Origin of the sequence: Streptomyces sp. CA-288835, from assembly GCF_050936385.1 — a bacterium.
GTDB lineage: Bacteria > Actinomycetota > Actinomycetes > Streptomycetales > Streptomycetaceae > Streptomyces.
On the sequence record NZ_JBNJMW010000001.1, the window covers coordinates 7,186,816 to 7,204,489 of the forward strand.

Here is a 17,674-nt window from a genome sequence, read left to right on the forward strand (position 1 = left end):
CGCTTGGGTCCCCGTCAGAGGGTCCGTGTGCGGCCGTCGCCGAGACGGTCTCTGGCGATCTGATCCACTCCGGGCGATGGCTGACCAGCGAAGAAGCCGCGCGGCTCCACCCGCGAGCGAGGCGTGCGGTGCCCATCTCGCCGGTAAGGCACTCCGCTGCTCGCTCCAGAGAGGCTCCGCGCGTTGGAAGGGGAATCCGCTGCGGGCGGGTTCGAGGCCCTCGTCTGAGCTGGAGTGACCGCTTGGTGCGGCCGGACCTTTTTGCTCTGCGACGGATTGAGGCCGCGTTGGGGCCACAAGGACAGGAACAGACTGACAAGGGCCGAGAAACACGGACAAGATTTACCTGTCCTGACCTGCGAAAACGTCATGGATGAGCGTTGATCGGCAAGGGCCGCCAAGATCCTTAGAGGACTCATAATCCGTCGGCCGTGGGTTCGAGTCCCACCCGCCCCACTGTGCAGGTCCGTGACCTGCGGAAACATCTCAGCGGGCGTGCGGATTCAGGACTTTGGGTGGACGGACTGAATCCGCTGCCCGTGAGTTCAATGGTGTTGCCATCGGCGTTGGTTAGAACCTCTCTGACCTGCGCAGACGTGTTAGCCCACCGCCGAGGCAAGCCGCCGCAAGTGGCCTGTGCGAGCGGTTGGACGCTGAATTCGGGACTCTGGCAGGACGCAGGTAATCGGAAGTGGCTGCCTGGGAACCTACGCCTACGCTGCTCTGGCCGTGGGCGGCGGGGTCGGTGCGGTGTGGTGGCAGGCCACCGGGATAGTGGGCGACTTCTGGATCACTGGGCTGCCGCCGCCCGGCTGAGAGAGCGGTTCGGGAGTGAGTGGTTCTGGTGTCGCATCCTCACCGAGATCGACAGCGGCAGCCTCGCCGGGACGCAGTAACCGACCAAAGCCCGCGACCAGCCTGGGATGGATCCTGCTCCGCCGGCGTCTGGCCCGCGACTATGAGCCCCTCCCCGCCAGCTCAGAAGCCACGATCCACATCGCCTCGATCGACAACCTCGCCAAGCGCACAACGGACGAGAACAGCCGCCCGCGCCATAACCGTTCGCGGTCTTGGGGACGCTGTCCCCAGCGCCGGGGTCAGTGGGCGAGGACGCGGTTCAGCCAGGCCAGCAGGTCGCTGACGATCTCCTGTTTGTTGGTCTCGTGGAACAGTTCGTGGCGGGCTTCGGGATAACTGAGATAGGTGACGTCGATGAGGCCGGCCTCGCCGTAGCGTTCGACAAGCAGGTTGCTGAGTGAGAGCTCGGCGTTCAGCGGGTCGTGATCCCCAACCAGGATGCAGACGGGTAGATCCGCCGGGATGCCCCTGGGCTGGGCAAGTGACGCCGAGGCGATGGTGATGTCGGCCATACCCTGGGCGTCGAGGCTGAAGCCGCACATGGGGTCGGCGAGGTAGGCGTCGACGGCCGGTTCGTCCCGGCTGAGCCAGTCGAACGGCGTGCGGATGGGCTGGAACGCCTGGTTGAGCGCGAGCAACGGGTCTCCTCCCTCCGCGGCCTCCTGCGCCTGCGCCGCGAGCATGACGTCGACCGCGGTAGTACCGGCGAGGGCGAGTGCGTCGATCAGGTGGGCGTGGTCCAGGACGTACTGCTGCGAGGCGAAGGAACCGAGGCTGTGTCCGAGCAGCACCAGGGGCAGGCCGGGGTGCTGCTCGCGGATGGTCTCCGAGAGGGTGACCATGTCACCGACGAGTCGGTTCCAGCCGTCCTCCCCGAGATGACCGGGCTCGGCGTGCCTGCTCAGCCCGTGTCCGCGGTGATCGTTGGCATAGACGGCGTAGCCCTCAGCGGTCAGTGCTGCCGCGAGTGGGGCGTAACGGCCGGCGTGCTCTCCCATACCGTGGGCGATCTGGACGACGGCTCGCGGTGGGGTGTCCGGATTCCATTCGTGCACGTGGATCTGTACGCCGTCTTTGCTGTCGAAGGTGAACATCGGACTCCTTGTCCTGGGTACGCGGGCAGCCCTGAGCGTCCGGCCGAGTTGTAGGGGGTGGCCGGCCCAAGCGGTTCAGGTTCACGGTGGTTGTGGTGTACGGCGGTTGTGGGCACCGGGCCGGGTCAGGCGTGTTGTTCGCCGAGGTAGCCGGCGATGATCCGGGACTGGTCGGCCCTCAGTTCCTGGGCCGTGGCGTGCGCGGTGATTTCGCCGTGGGACAGGACGTAGCCGCGGTCGGCCATGTCGAGGGCGAGGCCGACGTGCTGTTCGACGAGCAGCACCCCGCAGCCGGTGTCGTCGGCATAGCGCCTGACTATGGGCAGCAACTCCTCGACGATGATGGGTGCAAGGCCGAGGCTGAGTTCGTCGAGCAGGAGCAGCTTGGGGCCGCGGGCCAGGGCTCGTCCCATGGCGAGCATCTGTTGCTCGCCGCCAGAGAGCAGGCCTGCCTTGCGGTCCTGGAGGCGGGCCAGGGCGGGGAAGTAACGTTGGGCGGCCGCCTGGTCGAGGCGCTCGCCCCGATGACCGAGGCGCAGGTGCTCCGCCACCGTGAGGCCGGAGAAGATGCCTCGTCCTTCCGGAACGTGGGCGATGCCGAGGCGGGCGCGGGTCGCTGCCGGGATCCTGCCGAGGTCCGTTCCGCTGAAAGTGATCGTGCCGGCGAGGGGGCGCAGCAGCGCGGAGACGGCCTTGAGCGTCGTGGTCTTCCCCGCTCCGTTGGCCCCGAGGAGGGCGACGACCTCTCCCGCGCCCACTTGGAGGTCGATGCCGCGGATGACGGGGGCTCCGTCGTATCCGGCAGTGAGTCCGGCCACCTTCAGGACTGGGGTACTCATGGTGTCTCCGGTGTGCTGGTGAGGGCCTTGGCGGAGCCACCGGTCGAAGTGCCGGACGCGGTGGCAGGCTGGACGGTGGATGCCCCGAGGTAGGCGGTGACGACGGCGGGGTCGGTTCGGACCTGTGCCGGTGTCCCGGAGGCGATCACCTTGCCGAACTCCAGGACGACGACGTGGTCGCAGATGCCCATCACGAGGCTCATGTCGTGGTCGATGAGGAGCAGTGCGGTGCCGGCGTCGGCGACCGTGCGCAGTCTGCGTCCGAGTTCGGCGCTCTCCGTTGTGTCCAGGCCGGCCGCGGGTTCGTCGAGACAGATGATGCGGGGCCGGGCGGCCAAGGCCCGTGCCACCCCGACGAGTTTGCGTCTGCCCTGCGACAGTTCGTGTGCCGAGGCGTCGGCCAGGTCCTCGAGTCCCAGGGCCGTAAGGGCCTGAGGGACAGCGGGGTTCGGGGACGGACGGCGGCCGAAGGTCTCGCCGAGCGCGGTCCACCACGTCGAAGGGTCCGCCGAGACCTGGAGGTTCTCCGCGACCGTGAGGTCTTCGAAGAGTTCGCTGCTCTGGAAGGTACGGGCGAGTCCTCGGCGGGCTCGTACATGGGGCGGCCGTCCGGTCAGGTCCTTGCCATCCAGTTCCACCCTTCCCCGGGAGGCGACGAGGCCGGTGACCGCGTCCACGAAGGTGGTCTTGCCGGCCCCGTTGGGGCCGATGAGCCCCACGAGTTGGCCCTCGCCGACCTCCAGGGAGACATCGCTGAGTGCGTGGACGCCGCCGTAGCTGACACCCAACTGCTGGACAGAGAGAACGTTCACGGTGCGACCTCCTTGGCGTCGGCAGCGGTACGGCCGAGGTGGATCTGTGGGGAGCCGACGGCGGATGCGTTGTCGGTCGGTGGTCCCGTCGTGGCCGCCGCGCGTCTCGCCCTCTTCGCCGTCCTCCGGCGGTGGGCGGCGCCCGCGATGCCGTCGGGGTTGGCGATCAGCGTCACGATCAGGGAGACACCGCCGAAGAGCAGGGCCCAAGTCCCCTTGATCCCGAACCACTTGTCCAGCGCGTGGGGCAGCAGCGCCTCGGTGGACATCAGCCCCGCGATCACGGCTCCGGACACCATGGTGATGCCGCCGATGTAGGCGAAACCGATCAGGCCGAGGGCGGCCAGCGCGGTGAACCGGGCGGCGCTGACCGAGCCGAAGTTGTAGCCGTAGAGGGTGCCGGCGGCGCTGGCGATGAAGGAGCTGATCGCGAACGCGGCGATCTTCACGGCCCGCACGTCGACACCGGCTGCTGCGGCGGCGCGCTCGTTGGAGCGGACGGCGAGCATCCGTCGGCCGAGTCCGGTGCGCCTGAGATGGGCGACGTACAGCCCGAGGGCGACAGTGACGGCCAGGACGAGGAAGCCGAACATGGGGCTGGGTTCGTTGCCGTCCAGGCCGCGGAAGTCCGCTTTCGGTCCGAGGTCGTTCCCGAACAGGCGCGGCGGGGGTACGGACACTCCGGCCGTTCCGCCGAACCAGGTGTTGTTGAACAGTGCCTGTTCCATGGCCAGGGCCGCGGCCAGGGTGACGACGGCCAGGCTCACACCCCGTACCCGCAGGGCGGAGACGCCCGCGGCCACTCCGAGCAGTGTGGCCAGCACCATCGAGCCGAGGGCGGAGAACGGGAACGGGATTCCCCACCCGACCGAGAGGTGGGAGAGGACGAAGCCTGCGGTTCCGGAGAGCGCGAGCTGCATCACGGAGATCTGTCCCACGTAGCCGGTGATGACGACGTAGGACAGGACGATGACCATGCCGATCATCGAGTTCGTGAGTGCCTGGCGGAAGTCGAACGGCAGCACTATCAGTGCGACGACGGCGACCGTGGCGGCCATCAAGGCGGGACGTAGCAGCCGTTCGGGCAGGGGCACCGCGGGCAGTCGCTGTTCGACGCGTTCACCGCGGCGCGGCAGGCCGGCGCCACGCACGTACAGGGCGACGACCATCAGGGCGAAGACGAGGAGCTGCTGGAGGCCGGGCATGGCGTTGCCGTTGTCGGTCGGGAACCAGCTCTGCGTGGACAGGTAGTACACGATCGACTGGAGCACTCCGATGAGGATGCCCGTGGTGCAGGCGATCCACAGCGAGGTGAACCCGGCGAAGAGGGCGGCGGCCAGGGCCGGGACCACCTGCAGGGGCAGCGTCATGGAGTCGACCTGGACGATGGGCGCGGCCAGGACACCGAGCAGCCCGGCGACCAGGGCGGCCAGGAGTGTGTTGGCCATCGAGACGCTGTTGGGTGACAGGCCTGCCAGAAGAGCGGCCTGTTCGTTCTCCGAGGCCGCGCGGGTGGCCAGGCCGAAGCGGCTCCACCGGTACAGGGCTCCGAGGACCAGGGCGATCACGATGACCAGTCCGGCCAGGATGAAGCGGTCGGAGGGTGTGGTGACGCCCAGGATGGTGACGGTGTCGGCCGGAAGGATGCTTGGTGCCTGCTGCGGCTGAACTCCGAAGACCAGGAGCACGGTGGCCTGCAGGGTGAGCAGGATGCCGAGGGAGGCCGCGAGTTTGGCCAGGGGTGAGACGGTTCGCAGCGGCTTGAAGACCGCCACCTCCGTGAGCATTCCGACGGCGAGCGCGACCGCGAGGGCCCCGGCGAGAGCGGGCCCGACGGGCAGCGTGAAGCCGAAGAAGCCGGTGGTCAGGGCCCAGAAGGCATAGGCCGATGCCATGGCGACGGCGCCGGTGGACAGGTTGATGATGCCCGAGCCCCGGTAGGTGACCACGACGCCGAGCGCGATGCCGGCGATCAGTGCCCCCTGGCCGAGGCCGAGCACGGAGAAGAGCAGGATCTGTTCCAATTCATGACTCCTGTCATGGGTCCGCGAGTCCGCGAGTCCGCGCTGCTGAGGCTGCGTCCTGCGAGGGCGTGCAGCCTCAACGGCGGTGGTGGCGGGGGCGGGCGGGGCTCACTGGGGCGGGCGGATCCAGTCGGTCAGGGGCTTGAACTGGCCCTTGCCTTCGTACTGGTAGAACCTCGCCTGGTCGTTGCAGACGGCGAGGGCGTCCGGGTACTTGCCGCACTTGACCTCGGCGGCGCCCATGATGACCGGCCCGGTGAACTTCTTGAGCTGCTCGGTCACCGACGCGGGAGTGATCTTGTCAGGGCCGATGGCGTTGAGCACCTTCGCGTACGTCAGGACCGTGCTCCAGCCCAGCGGCGCGAAGACCTTGGACTGGTCGTCCTTGTCCAGCCCCGCCTGCGCCGAGTCCTTCAGGAACGCCTTGGAGTCGGCGGCCGAGGAGTCCATCGGCAGCGTCTGGGCGACGCCGTATGTCCAGGTGGGCAAGTCCCCTCCGAGCCCCTGGGCGACATCGGGGGACATGCACAGCGGCGTGGAGACCACCGGCTTGGTGACATTGAGCTGCTTCAGTGCCTTGGCGATCCCGACGCATCCGCCACCGATGGAGATGGGCACCACGACATCCGCGGTGTTCGCCCCGGCTGCGGTGACCGGGCCGATCAGATCGGTGGACTGCGCGTCGAATCCGACGGACTTCACCTTCAGACCGGCGGCTTCCAGGCCCTTCACCGCTGCCCCGGAGGCGATCTTGTCGCCAGGCGTGTTCGTGTGGATCACAGCCGCGGTTTTCGCCTTCAGCACATCACGGGCGTACGTGCCCCAGGTGCCGAAGATGTGCGGCAGGTCGCCGAACGTGCTGAAGGTGTTCTTCGCGGTGGGCATGGTCGGGCCCGTCGCCACTCCGACCAGCACGGGCTTCTTCCCCGCGATCACGGAGTTGAAGGAGGCATCTCCGAGGTAGAGGTTGCCCGCACCGATGGCGGAGACTTCTTTGTCGCCGAGCAGTTGCTGGCCGCACTTCTGCCCCTCCTCCTCGGCGGACACCACCGTGCAGACGTTCAGCTTCAGAGGGTGCCCGCCGATGCCGCCCATCCTGTCGTTGACGTACTTCACGGCGGCACGGGCACCCAGGGTGGCTTCGGGGTTGCCGCCGGGGCCGCCCTCGACGTTCACCCAACCCAGGGTGACCGGTTCGAGGCCGGCGTCGGCCTTGCCCGCCTTTCCGCCGACGTAGCCGAGGTAGTCGGTCACGACGTCACTCGCCGGGCGGGAGTCCGCACTCGCGGAGGAGCCACCCCCGGAGGCGCCGGTCGATGAGGATGCGTTGGTGCCCGATCCGCTGCATGCGGCGATGCCCAGCAGGGGCGCCATGGCGGCGGAGACGAGGCCGAGTCTTAGGGGGCGTGAGGTTGAGGGCATGCGGGATCCTCCAGGATCGGAAAACGGCAGGGCGGTGCCCGGGACGGCAGGCGGGGAGAGCACGGAAGGCAGAAGGAAGGCAGGACGGTGCACCGGGGTGACCGGTGCCTCGGACCAGCCCGAGGAACTTCGAAAGGCCAGGTGATCGGCACTTTCGAGTTTCGTAACTTTCTTACGGATCGGGAATCTAGGTGTACGATTGCGCTCTGTCAACGCCCCGGTTCACACCGAATTAACGATCATGCAATGGGAGGGGAAGGACATGACGGCGGACGCCGTGAGACGCAGGCTCCCTCGGCGCTCACCCGAAGAGACCCGGGCCCTCATGCTGGAAGCGGCCACCAAGCTCGTCTGCGCCGGCGCCTTTGACACGAGCGAGGCGGCCGTCTCCGCAGCCCTCGCTCATATCCGCGTCAAGCGGGTCACCGAGGAAGCCACCCGCATCATGCGGGAGAGGCTGGGCGACGACACGGCACCGGCGATCACGACCGGATCCATCTACCAGATCTGGCCCGCGCAGGCCGACTTCCAGGCAGATCTCCTCTTCCACCTCACCAGCCGACAGGCCGAACTGGTCCCGGGGTTGCCGGAGAGCATCCGCCGTTTCAAGGAGGCGGTCGACAGCGGCACGACCTGGCAGGAGGCTCTCAACGACGTCCTGACGGACAACCATGAGAACCATCGCGTGGACCCGGTCTACCGCGTACTGCTCGGCTTCTACGCCAGCGCCGCCAACCCACGTGTCCGCGACGCCCTGGGGCACTACGGCGAGTCGTTCACCGAGGTCGCCTGCGAGGCGTACCAGGCGCTGCTGGACGCCTACGGGCTACGCATGCGCGCGCCCTACAAGGTCGAACACCTCGCCACCACCCTCGCCGCCCTGCTCGACGGCTTCCACATGCGCTGGATCGCCGGACACCCCAACCTGGAGGACCCGGAAGGAGAAGACGGCTGGTCCCTCGCCACCCGGGCCGCCGTGATGGTGTTCGATCAGTTCACCGAACCGGCGTAGGTGGGTTCGCACGCCGGAGCCGGAGGGCCAGGCACAGGGCGTCGCCGTCCACGAGGAGTACGGCTCCTGCGTGGCATGCCTGGTCGAAATCGACGCCACCGACCCGAAGAACCCCCGCGTGACCAAGGTGGTGATGGCGGCCGACGTCGGAACGGCCGTCAACCTGCGCGGTCTTGAGGCCCAGCTCATGGGCACCGCGATCGACGGCATCTCCACCGTCCTCCAGGCAGGTCTACACATCGACCGGGGCGCCGTCCGCGAGAGCAGCTACGCCGCTTCACACTACGCCCGCCGGCGGCACGCCCCGTTGCGCTTCGAGGCACACATCATGCCTTCCTGGCGGGAACCGGGCGGGGGGCGAACTCGGCGTCCCGGCCGCGGCCGGCGCAGTCGCCAACGCCTATGCCCGGGCGACCGGGTCCAAGCCCCGCCGCTTCCCTCTCAACTTCTGACCCGACTTCCGAGAAGGTGCTGATGCCCTCCTACTCCTTCGTCCTCAACGGGAAGCCGGTCACTGTCGAGGCCCCGTCCGACATGCCAGTGCTGTGGGTCCTGCGGGACATGCTGAACGTCACGGGACCCAAGTACGGCTGCGGCGTGGGCGTCTGCCGTGCCTGTACGAGCCACCTCGACGGCGAGGAGTTCCAGCCCTGTGTCGTGCGGGTCGCGAACTGTGCGGACCGCGAGGTCACCACGATCGAAGGCCTGGCCGACGGCGACAAGCTGCACCCCGTGCAGCAGGCATGGCTCGACCGCGATGTCGCGTGCGGCTTCTGCCAGCCGGGCCAGATCATGGCCGCGGCGGCCCTGCTGAAGGAGACGCCCCAACCGACGGACACCGAAATCGACGACATCGAGAACGTCTGCCGCTGTGGTACTTACTCCCGGATCCGCGAAGCGATCAAGAAGGCCGCGGCAAACGGCTGACGGCCGGCCACGGAGGTCAGGGCGTCGTTTTCGGCGGTGTCATGGGCTTGCTCCGCCGTGGGTGCCCCGGCACCCCGAGCCGACTGGTGCTCCTCTCAGGGCTCTCAGCCGCCTACCCTCACACTCCCGAGGCCCCGGCGCCGGCCATCACCCAGGTGCTGCACTCCGCCGCGCAGCCGGCCTGACACATCCGGCGGAGGCGCTGCCCCGAGTGCCGGACGCACGGCGTCCCGAGTACCGAGCGGAGGTTCTGTGCGTTGGAAGGGGCTCCATGACGCCGATGGTGCCGTAGGCGTCGGACGGCGGTGAGGGCTTGGGTTGTGGATTCCGGGTCAGTGATGTCCACGGCGAAGCTGCGTGCGCCGAAGCCTTCAGGTAAACGCCTGGTCGGCTGCTCAGGGCGCCACCGCGCGGCCCGTCTGCGGGGAGATCACGCCGGCGCACAGACCGCGGGCGGCCAGCCCCTGTGCGATGCGCGGGATCGCGGCCAGCGTGTTGGTGGCCCAGTCGTGCATGAGGATGATCTGACCGTTGGTAAGCCGCCCGGCGGCCTGCACGATCGCATCCGTACTGGCGCCGTTCCAGTCCTGCGAGTCCACGTTCCAGATGATCTCGGTCAGACCGTACTTGGCCGCCACCGCCTTGACCGTCGAGTTGCTCTCGCCGTACGGCGGCCGGAACAGTTTCGGCGTGCCGCCGCCCGCGGCCGCGATGGCCTGCTGGGTTCGGGAGATCTCCGAGTCGATCTGCGACTGGCCGAGCCGGGTCAGATGCGGGTGGGTGTAACTGTGGTTGCCGACCCACATGCCGGCCGCCGCCTGGGCCTTGACCTGGGCCGGGTAGGCGGCGGCGTACCGCCCCTCGTTGAACATGGTCGCCCGTAGCCCGTTCCGCTGCAGCGCGCCCAGCAGGGCGGGCGTGTTCCCGGAGGGGCCGTCGTCGAAGGTGAGTCCGACGTATCCGTTGCAGCCGGCGGCCTGCGCAGGGCTGGCGTGGACGGTGAGGGTACTGGTGGCGGCCAGCGCCAGCGCGGCCAGGGTCGTCGCCAAGGGGCGTGTGGTCGGACGCGGTCGGGCGGTGCTCATCCTGCCACCGTGATGTTGGAGTTACCGCTGCTCTGGTAACCCTCGGTTGCAAGGATCATGTAATACCTGAAGTCGCCGAGGCGCATCCCTGCGCGGGCCCAGGCGTCGAAGTGGTTGCCGGTGGTGATGGTGCCGCCCGTCCGCTTCGACTGCCGCACGCTCCAGTACTGGTTGAAGGTCCTGATGCCTTCGACGGACGGCGCGTTGTACCGCGTCGTCTGGTAGATGTCGTACGTGCCGCCGTCGCTGCTGACAGCGCCCTTGTACGTGCCCGTTGGCCGGTAGGTGCCCCAGTTGTCGACGACGTAGTACTCGACGAGCGGGTTCGACGTCCACCCGTAGAGGCACAGGTAGCCGTTGCCGGAGGGATTGAAGGTGCCCGAATACCTCACGGTCCTGCGTGAGCCGTTGCTCCAGCCCTTGCCGGCGACGAAGTTCCCGGTGTTTCTCCAGCTCGTGCTGTAGTTGCCGCCGGAGTCCAGGGTCATGGAGACCGTGCCCTGCGCGTCGGTCCAGAACGAATAGTAGAAGCCGTTGTGGGTGCCGGTCTGGTTCGTGTTGATGACCGTGGCGGCGCGGGCGGTACCGGGTAGGGCCAGCGCCGACGCGGCGCCCAACAGCATGGCGCAGGCGGCCCTGCGGGTCGTCGGGTGTGCGGGTACGAGGTCCATGCGAGGGGTCCTTCTCTCTTCTCCGGGAGGTGGGTCGCAGTGTTGGCCTGCTCTCGTCAAGTGTCAATACTTTCGGTATCAGTTACGAAATATTTCGAAGACTTCAAGCGTTTAATAGAGGGTTTTTGGTCGCCGAACAGAGGGTGCTTGGGAGAAATTCCGAGGGCCTGGACTTCGAATGTTTCGAAGAGTCTCCGGGCAGATCCGAGGTCATGACTGCAGCAGGGGGTGCAGGCGCGGCGACTCGGCGTGGGGCGCGACCGGCAGGGCGACGAGCGGGAGGAACATGGGCCGCTCAACGCCCGGTCCGCGAACTGACCGCCCTGCGCACGTCCACCACGGCCCGCAAGGACCTCTCCGTCGGCCCGACTTCCGCTAACCCGCTCACACGTGTCACGGGCATCGCGTACGAGATCGAGGCCGAAGCCACCCTCGGCACCGCCACGGAGATCGGTTTCCGCCTCCGGGCCGACGACGACCAGCACACGACGGTCGGATACGACGCCAAGGCGCAGGAACTGTTCGTGGATTGCTCGGCCGCGGGCCTGAGCGACTTCACGCAGTACTTCGCGGGCCGTACGACCGCGCCGATGCGGGCGACCGACGGACGCGTGACCCTGCGCGTGTACGTCGACTCGTCCTCGGTCGAGGCATGCGGCGCGGACGGACAGGCAGCCGTGACCAGCCTGATCTTCCCGGCGCCGGACGCCGACGGCATGGCCTTCTACGCCAAGGGCGGCACCGCGCACATCGAGTCGCTCAAGGTGCACAAGCTGGACAGCACCGACCGCCTGGTGGATCGCGTGAAGCCGCTGCCGGCCGCCCCGCGCGGCGGTGAATTCCGCTCGGACCTCGGCAAGTTGACGGTCACGCCTGCCGGCCACTGGTCCACGGACAGCGCGGGCCGCGCCGGAACCTTCGACAAGGACTCCAACGCGATGTCCGTGCGCACGGCGACGGACCTGGACCTCACCACCCTGGTCCGGCTCGGCGGCCCCGACCCCGACACGGGCGGCGCCCTCTCCCTCCTCTGGCGGGCCTCCTCCGACGGCGCCGACGCCTACTGCCTCAACATCGACCCCGACCTGCGCGTGATCCGCCTGGTCGCCAAGGCCGACGGCCAGTTCGACGCCGCCGCCGCCCTCGCCCGCGTCCCGGCCCTGGTCCGCCGCGGCACGACGTACGCGGTGCGGGTGCTGGCCGACGGAGACCGCATCCGGGTCTTCCTCAACGGCACCCGGATCATCGACGTGACGGACGCGACGTACACGAGCGGACACATCGGCCTCAACGTGTTCGGAGGGAGGGCGGCGTACCAGGACACCTACGCGAGGCAGCTATGACCGCCGGTCAGGCCGACCTGCAACCGTGACCGCAGAGGCTCCGCACCGAATACCGGGAGCGGAGCCTCTATGTGTTGGATGGGGAATCCGCTGCGGAGGGGTTCGAGAACCCCCTCCGAGCTGGCGCGACTGCTTCGCGGGGCGGTGCCATTTTTGCTTTGCGACGGATTCGGGACGCCTTCGGGACACAAGGACAGGAACAGACCGACAAAGACGAAAAGGGATGCCGACACAGCTCACCCCTTCTGACCAGCGAAAACGTCACGGATTGGCGTTGATCGACAAGGGCCGCCAAGATCCCTAAAGGACTCATAATCCGTCGGCCGTGGGTTCGAGTCCCACCCGCCCCACCTGCGCAGGCCTCTGACCTGCGGAAACGTTCACTTTTGGGTGTCAGGGCGTCGACTTCGCCTGAACGGACTGAATCCGCTGCTCGTGGGTTTGGCGCCAGGTGCGTCTGCGTCGACTGGTGCCCTTCTGGCCTGCACGGATGCGTGCAGACCTGCAGCCGGTGAGACGTATTCGGCTCGGCTCTGCTGCGACATGGCCATGTATTGAGGCCACCCTGAGGCCGGAGGTACCGGGGGAGCACCCGAGAGGCGTTCTCCGACGAGTCGTCTGCGTGTGGCTCAGGAGCTCCAGGTGGCGACCGTCTGGGGCTGTAGCCCTGCGAGGAGTGCGTCTGGCGAGGGTCCTAGGAGCCAAGGAAACGGCCCCAACAGAAGCCGAGCTCGACCATCCGCTCCAACAGTTCGGGGGAGTAGGTGAGGTTGCCTGGGCCCTCGGCCTGAGCGACGCAGGTCAGCCCCTCGGTCGCACCCTGTACGCCACTATCGCCCGCAACACCGGCGTCACCGCCCGTACCTTCGTCCTATTGCCTTGGCCGGCCACCTCTCCGGACTTCTCGGCGCTTCGGTGGCCGCATTTGCCTCAGCTCTGGCGCCTGTCACCGGGGGCGTTGGCTGAAGGCGCTGAGCAGTTACCCGGTGCTGTTCCCCGTGCTTGCGTTCGTCTCCATCACGGCGGCCGCACTCGGGCTGGCAGGCAGGCCAGCCTGGCTCGGCAAAACGGCACTGGAGTAAGAGGGCGGGGCCACGGATGCCGAGCTGGACCGAGAAGACCGCCGGGCCACTCTGGCCAGGGATGGCGCCCGCGGCACACCAACCTCACTCAGGAAGAAACGCACCCGATGGGCACGGGGGGAGGGTCTGTTCCGCCCAGATCGTTTTGCCCTCCGTTGTCTGGCGGGTGCCCCAGGCGGTGGTGAGCTGGGCGACCAGGTGCAGCACGGATGGGGACGCACGGTCTTGTATCCAGTGCACCTCTGTTCGTCCCGCACACGTGTCGCCACCCTGCGCGCTCAAGGGGAAGCGATGCGTCTGTACGGAGATACGTAGCCGACGCGCCAGTCGCAGTGCTTGAGAGAAGCACTCGCCCATCCGTATCCCGGTCTCGTTCGCAGTCGCGAACAGCGGCCGGTCGCGTGCCGATCCCGACCGGTGAAGCAAGATGGGCGGGCGCGGCGGTTTGGTCGGGAAGGGCGCCTGGTGCTGCTACGGGTGCCGGTCGCCGACGGCAGGATCGCCCAGCAGATCCTCCAAGCCGGCCGATATCCCGGCCAAGAGATCACGCCGCGGGTCGATGAGCCACTGGAGCTGGAGGCCGTCCCACATCGCGACAAGGGCCGCCGCGATCAGCTCGGGGTCCCTCCGGTTCGAGATGCGACCCAGGTCCTGGTCCCTGCGTACCGCGGTTGTGAAAGCGGTGATGACCAGCTCGTACCTGTCACGGAACCACTCGTGCGCCGGGTGGTCGGGAGCCGAGGCCTCCGCGGCCATCAGGGCGAGGAGCCGCAGCATCTCCTGTCGTTCCAGGTTGCGGCGGACGTACCGCAGGACCGCGTAGGCCACACCCTTTCCCCGGCTGTCCGACTCGAAGGAGTCGATGCTTGCGTAATCGGCGTTCTCGAGGACGGCCACGAGGAGCGCGCTCTTGCTGGGAAAGTGGTGCACGACGCTGGTAAGGCTGAGGTCGAGCTGCTTGGCGATCTCCCTCAGGGACCCTCCACGGTAACCGCGAGCCGCGAACACGGCGGTCGCCGAGGCGACGATCTCGGCTCTGCGCTGTGCGCTCTTGGCATACGGGCCTCGGCGAGTGGCCGGACGGGCCGCCGTCTTCTCGGTCATACCCCAACCCTAAGCGGGCGGTGCGGGGCGGCGTCCGGTCGATAATCCGCCAACATCACCCTTGCTGAAAGTGTGGCACCTGTTCGGTTTTCGCTGTACGGTCTCGCTGACCCACACCACGACGTGCGGTAGAGCCGCTCACGCATCCACCGGGTGGAGAGGAGACGGACAAGGATGTCCACCTCACATTTGTCGAAAGCGCTCATCGGCGGTCTGGCCGCCACACTGGTTCTGGCCGGTTGCGGCCGGTCCGATACACAAGGCGGTGGGGGCGCCACGGGCACTCCCGTCGGCAACTCACCTGCCAAGGGCGAGATCAACGTATGGGCCATGGGCACCGAGGGAGAGCGCCTGCCCGAGTTGGTCGCGCGCTTCCGGAAGGCCAATCCGGACGCGAAGGTGAAGGTCACGGCCATCCCGTGGCAGGACTACGCCAAGAAGGTCGAAACGGCGATCGCCTCCCAGGACACGCCTGACGCCACGCTCGTCGGATCCGCCGACCTGACGAACTTCGCCTCGACGGGCGGACTCGAGCAGGTGCCGGCCGGCCTCGTCGACACCTCCTCCTTCTACCGAGGCGCCGCTCAGAGCACCACCTACGACGGGGGCACGTACGGCGTCCCCTGGTATGTGGACACGCGCGTCCTGTTCTACCGCAAGGACCTGGCACAGGCTGCCGGAGTCTCCGCGCCGAAGACCTGGAAGGAGTACGGCCCGTTCCTCAAGGCCCTCCAGAAGGAGGGCGCGAAGTGGGGCCTGGCGCTGCCCACCGGCGTGGCGGCGAGCTGGCAGGGCGTCCTGCCCTTCATGTGGCAGGCCGGTGCGCGTCTCATGAACGAGGACAACACCAAGTTCACCTTCGACACACCCGAGGCACTCAAGGGGCTGGAGTACTACCAGTCGTTCTTCACGTCGAAGACCGCGACCCGCAACGGGGCGGTGAGTCTGGGGGAGATCGAGCCGCAGTTCGTCGCCGGTTCCACCGCCGCACTCATCTCGGGCCCCTGGGAAACGGCACTGCTGAAGGGCGCGGGCGGAGCGGACTTCGTCAAGGACAAGGTGGGGGTCGCCCCGCTCCCGAAGGGGTCGAAGTCCAACGCCAGCTTCATCGGCGGAGGGCACTGGACGGTGTTCAAGAACGCGAAGAACCGCGACGGTGCCTGGAAGTTCATCCGGTGGCTCTCCCGGCCCGACGTCCAGCAGGACTGGTACGAACTGTCCGGAGACCTTCCCGCCGTGCAGCCGGCCTGGAGTGAGGGGAAGCTCAAGTCGGATCCGACACTGGCCGTCTTCCGATCCCAGCTGGAGACTGCGCTACCCGGCCCGAACGTCACCACGTGGAAGCAGATATCCGCGGTCCTCGATGCCGAGATCGAGAAGGTGGCCAAGGGGGTCTCGTCACCGAAGGCGGCCCTGGAACGGATTCAGGCGAAAGCGTCCGCGATCGGAACGGGACAGTCCCGATGACCACGGCCACCTCGCTGAAACCCGCACGCGAGAGGTCTTCCACCAGGCAGCCGGCTCAACGGTCGAGGCGCGGTTCCGGACACCTGCGGCGCACACTGATCGCCTGGGCCTTCTGCTCACCCTTCGTCCTGCTGTTCGCCACGTTCGGCATCTGGCCGGTCTTCTCGTCACTGTCGATGAGCGTCACGGACATCACGAGCAGGGACGTGCAGACGCCCTTCAGCGTCAACTTCGTCGGCCTGGAGAACTACACCGCGCTCTTCGACGATCCCACCTTCGTCCGCTCCGCTTTGAACACGCTCTATTTCGTCGCCGTGGGCATACCACTGACGATGGTGCTCTCTCTCGCCGTCGCCGTCGCACTCAACTCCGGGATCCAGCGTGCGAAGGGCTTCTTCCGGGTCGCCTACTTCGCCCCGGTCGTGACGAGCATCGTGGCGGTGGCGGTCGTGTGGAGGTACCTCTACAAGCCCGACGGGATGATCAACTCGGTCCTGTCCGTAGTGGGAATCTCCGGGCCGGACTGGCTGAACGATCCCAACTGGTCCATGCCCGCCCTCATACTGATGGCGGTCTGGCGGCACTTCGGAATCCCCATGGTGATCTTCCTGGCGGGACTGCAGTCGATACCGCCCGAACTGCACGAGGCGGCCGTTGTGGACGGCGCGTCCCGCTGGCGGGCCTTCCGCAGCGTGACCTTGCCGCTGCTCCGGCCCACCACGCTGGTGGTCGCCATCCTGCTCAGCATCAGCTACCTCCAGTTCTTCGAGGAACCGTTCGTCATGACGAGCGGCGGCCCCTTGGACAGCACGACGTCGATCAGCTATTACGCCTACCAGCAATTCGGCTTCGGGAACTACGGACTGGCATCGGCCGCGTCCTATGTGCTGGTCACCGCGATCGCTCTACTGAGCCTTCTTCAGTTCCGCATCTTCCGAGCGAAGGCCTGACATGACCGCCACCACCACAACGACAGGACCAGCCTTCCAGAACCGGCGTCCGTCCCGGCGAGTCCCCACGGCCCGTCTCGCTCTCTACGGTGCCCTCGTGATCGGACTCCTCGCGACCCTGGCGCCCTTTGCCTGGATGTTCCTCGGCTCGGTGAAACCGACGGGTGAGATCGTCGCCCACCCGAGTTCCTGGCTCCCCCGGTCCCCGACCTTCGCCAATTTCGAACAACTGCTGTCGAAGCAGAACTTCGGACTGTACTTCCTGAACAGCACACTCGTCGCGGTGGCTTGTGTGCTGGGAAACCTGCTGTTCTGCTCGATGGCCGGATATGCCTTCGCGAAGATCGAGTTCGCGGGGAAGCGTCTGCTGTTCGGCCTCGTCCTCACCATGCTGATCATCCCCGGCGTCACCACCTTCGTCCCACTGTTCGTGCTCGTCAGCAACATGGGCCTGGGCAACTCCTATCTCGGGCTCATCCTGCCCTTCCTCGTGACACCGTTCGGCGTGTTCATCATGCGGCAGTTCATCCGGGACATCCCGGACGCCCTCGTCGAGGCGGCGCGCCTCGACGGTGCGGGCGAATCCCGGATCTTCCTCAGGGTGATCCTGCCGTTGACACGGCCGGCGCTGGCGACACTGGCGATCCTCACCTTCCTCGCGCAGTGGAACAACTTCCTGTGGCCGCTCGTCATCGCGCAGACCGAGGACCACTACACGCTGCCCGTCGCCCTCGCCCTCTTCTCCACGGGAGCCAACGGCACCAACTACGGCCTGCTGCTGGCCGGGGCGGTCACGGTCGTCACACCGATCATCCTGCTCTTCCTCGCCCTGCAACGACACTTCATCCAGGGCATCGCCAACACCGGCATCAAATAGACCGGGCCGCCGCCCGCCCCCGCCCCGACAGGACTGCCGCCCGCCCTGACCGGCCCCGGGAGTGCTGACCGTCCCCTGGGCGCCGCGCCCTTCATCCCCGCCTATTC

General features: G+C 67.5%; 14 protein-coding genes and 2 pseudogenes. 8 read left to right on the top strand and 8 right to left on the bottom strand.

The window, feature by feature from the left end:
• Positions 1–915: 915 nt before the first annotated feature.
• Positions 916–1,044 (top strand): annotated as a pseudogene (locus tag ACQEVY_RS32520) (IS5/IS1182 family transposase); the annotation flags it as partial.
• 53 nt (positions 1,045–1,097) lie between these two features.
• On the opposite strand, the gene ACQEVY_RS32525 reads toward ACQEVY_RS32520, so the two are convergent.
• From ACQEVY_RS32525 to ACQEVY_RS32545, 5 genes are all read right to left on the bottom strand, one after another.
• Positions 1,098–1,952, bottom strand: coding sequence for an alpha/beta fold hydrolase (locus ACQEVY_RS32525; RefSeq protein ID WP_432952942.1), 855 nt, complete (start codon positions 1,950–1,952; stop codon positions 1,098–1,100).
• Between the two features lie 125 nt (positions 1,953–2,077).
• On the bottom strand, positions 2,078–2,791 hold the full coding sequence (locus ACQEVY_RS32530; RefSeq protein WP_432952943.1) for an ABC transporter ATP-binding protein: 714 nt from the start codon (positions 2,789–2,791) through the stop codon (positions 2,078–2,080).
• A complete protein-coding gene (locus ACQEVY_RS32535) occupies positions 2,788–3,603 on the bottom strand; it encodes an ABC transporter ATP-binding protein (RefSeq protein WP_432952944.1) in 816 nt (271 codons plus the stop codon). Before ACQEVY_RS32535 ends, ACQEVY_RS32530 begins: the two co-directional genes overlap by 4 nt.
• A complete protein-coding gene (locus ACQEVY_RS32540; protein ID WP_432952945.1) occupies positions 3,600–5,627 on the bottom strand; it encodes an ABC transporter permease subunit in 2,028 nt (675 codons plus the stop codon). Before ACQEVY_RS32540 ends, ACQEVY_RS32535 begins: the two co-directional genes overlap by 4 nt.
• A gap of 108 nt (positions 5,628–5,735) precedes the next feature.
• Entirely contained in the window at positions 5,736–7,049 is a 1,314-nt protein-coding gene (locus ACQEVY_RS32545; RefSeq protein ID WP_432952946.1) for an ABC transporter substrate-binding protein, read from the bottom strand.
• A gap of 262 nt (positions 7,050–7,311) precedes the next feature.
• Here ACQEVY_RS32545 and ACQEVY_RS32550 point away from each other — a divergent pair, with 262 nt between their 5' ends.
• From ACQEVY_RS32550 to ACQEVY_RS32560, 3 genes and pseudogenes are all read left to right on the top strand, one after another.
• Positions 7,312–8,061, top strand: coding sequence for a hypothetical protein (locus ACQEVY_RS32550; protein ID WP_432952947.1), 750 nt, complete (start codon positions 7,312–7,314; stop codon positions 8,059–8,061).
• A 19-nt stretch (positions 8,062–8,080) separates the two neighbouring features.
• Positions 8,081–8,513: pseudogene (locus ACQEVY_RS32555) on the top strand (molybdopterin cofactor-binding domain-containing protein); the annotation flags it as partial.
• Positions 8,514–8,535: 22 nt separating this feature from the next.
• Complete coding sequence (locus tag ACQEVY_RS32560; RefSeq protein WP_432952948.1) at positions 8,536–8,988, top strand: (2Fe-2S)-binding protein; 453 nt, start codon at positions 8,536–8,538, stop codon at positions 8,986–8,988.
• Between the two features lie 395 nt (positions 8,989–9,383).
• Here the strand turns inward: ACQEVY_RS32560 and ACQEVY_RS32565 are convergent, their stop codons facing one another.
• Together ACQEVY_RS32565 and ACQEVY_RS32570 are read right to left on the bottom strand one after the other, a co-directional pair.
• Positions 9,384–10,073 (bottom strand): polysaccharide deacetylase family protein, encoded by a 690-nt coding sequence (locus tag ACQEVY_RS32565; protein ID WP_432952950.1) that lies wholly within the window; start codon positions 10,071–10,073, stop codon positions 9,384–9,386.
• Positions 10,070–10,744, bottom strand: coding sequence for a glycoside hydrolase family 11 protein (locus tag ACQEVY_RS32570; protein WP_328771829.1), 675 nt, complete (start codon positions 10,742–10,744; stop codon positions 10,070–10,072). The genes ACQEVY_RS32565 and ACQEVY_RS32570 overlap by 4 nt, the downstream gene beginning before the upstream one ends.
• 212 nt (positions 10,745–10,956) lie before the next feature.
• Here ACQEVY_RS32570 and ACQEVY_RS32575 point away from each other — a divergent pair, with 212 nt between their 5' ends.
• Positions 10,957–12,087 carry a GH32 C-terminal domain-containing protein gene (locus ACQEVY_RS32575; RefSeq protein ID WP_432952952.1) on the top strand — a complete coding sequence of 377 codons (1,131 nt, stop codon included), beginning with the start codon at positions 10,957–10,959 and terminating at the stop codon, positions 12,085–12,087.
• Positions 12,088–13,640: 1,553 nt separating this feature from the next.
• Here the strand turns inward: ACQEVY_RS32575 and ACQEVY_RS32580 are convergent.
• Positions 13,641–14,273 carry a TetR/AcrR family transcriptional regulator gene (locus tag ACQEVY_RS32580; protein ID WP_165343704.1) on the bottom strand — a complete coding sequence of 211 codons (633 nt, stop codon included), beginning with the start codon at positions 14,271–14,273 and terminating at the stop codon, positions 13,641–13,643.
• A 174-nt stretch (positions 14,274–14,447) separates the two neighbouring features.
• On the opposite strand from ACQEVY_RS32580, the gene ACQEVY_RS32585 reads away from it, so the two are divergent.
• From ACQEVY_RS32585 to ACQEVY_RS32595, 3 genes are read left to right on the top strand one after another with little or no spacing between them, the layout of a single operon-like run.
• Complete coding sequence (locus ACQEVY_RS32585) at positions 14,448–15,740, top strand: sugar ABC transporter substrate-binding protein (protein WP_432952953.1); 1,293 nt, start codon at positions 14,448–14,450, stop codon at positions 15,738–15,740.
• Positions 15,737–16,690 (top strand): carbohydrate ABC transporter permease, encoded by a 954-nt coding sequence (locus ACQEVY_RS32590; protein WP_432952954.1) that lies wholly within the window; start codon positions 15,737–15,739, stop codon positions 16,688–16,690. Before ACQEVY_RS32585 ends, ACQEVY_RS32590 begins: the two co-directional genes overlap by 4 nt.
• A gap of 1 nt (position 16,691) precedes the next feature.
• Positions 16,692–17,567, top strand: coding sequence for a carbohydrate ABC transporter permease (locus tag ACQEVY_RS32595; RefSeq protein ID WP_432952955.1), 876 nt, complete (start codon positions 16,692–16,694; stop codon positions 17,565–17,567).
• The last annotated feature ends 107 nt before the right edge of the window (positions 17,568–17,674 follow it).

Coding starts and splice junctions, on each gene's coding strand:
- ACQEVY_RS32525 (WP_432952942.1), bottom strand. CDS start 1,952: ATGTTCACCTTCGACAGCAAAGACGGCGTACAGATCCACGTGCACGAA.
- ACQEVY_RS32530 (WP_432952943.1), bottom strand. CDS start 2,791: ATGAGTACCCCAGTCCTGAAGGTGGCCGGACTCACTGCCGGATACGAC.
- ACQEVY_RS32545 (WP_432952946.1), bottom strand. CDS start 7,049: ATGCCCTCAACCTCACGCCCCCTAAGACTCGGCCTCGTCTCCGCCGCC.
- ACQEVY_RS32550 (WP_432952947.1), top strand. CDS start 7,312: ATGACGGCGGACGCCGTGAGACGCAGGCTCCCTCGGCGCTCACCCGAA.
- ACQEVY_RS32560 (WP_432952948.1), top strand. CDS start 8,536: ATGCCCTCCTACTCCTTCGTCCTCAACGGGAAGCCGGTCACTGTCGAG.
- ACQEVY_RS32565 (WP_432952950.1), bottom strand. CDS start 10,073: ATGAGCACCGCCCGACCGCGTCCGACCACACGCCCCTTGGCGACGACC.
- ACQEVY_RS32570 (WP_328771829.1), bottom strand. CDS start 10,744: ATGGACCTCGTACCCGCACACCCGACGACCCGCAGGGCCGCCTGCGCC.
- ACQEVY_RS32575 (WP_432952952.1), top strand. CDS start 10,957: ATGACTGCAGCAGGGGGTGCAGGCGCGGCGACTCGGCGTGGGGCGCGA.
- ACQEVY_RS32580 (WP_165343704.1), bottom strand. CDS start 14,273: ATGACCGAGAAGACGGCGGCCCGTCCGGCCACTCGCCGAGGCCCGTAT.
- ACQEVY_RS32585 (WP_432952953.1), top strand. CDS start 14,448: ATGTCCACCTCACATTTGTCGAAAGCGCTCATCGGCGGTCTGGCCGCC.
- ACQEVY_RS32590 (WP_432952954.1), top strand. CDS start 15,737: ATGACCACGGCCACCTCGCTGAAACCCGCACGCGAGAGGTCTTCCACC.
- ACQEVY_RS32595 (WP_432952955.1), top strand. CDS start 16,692: ATGACCGCCACCACCACAACGACAGGACCAGCCTTCCAGAACCGGCGT.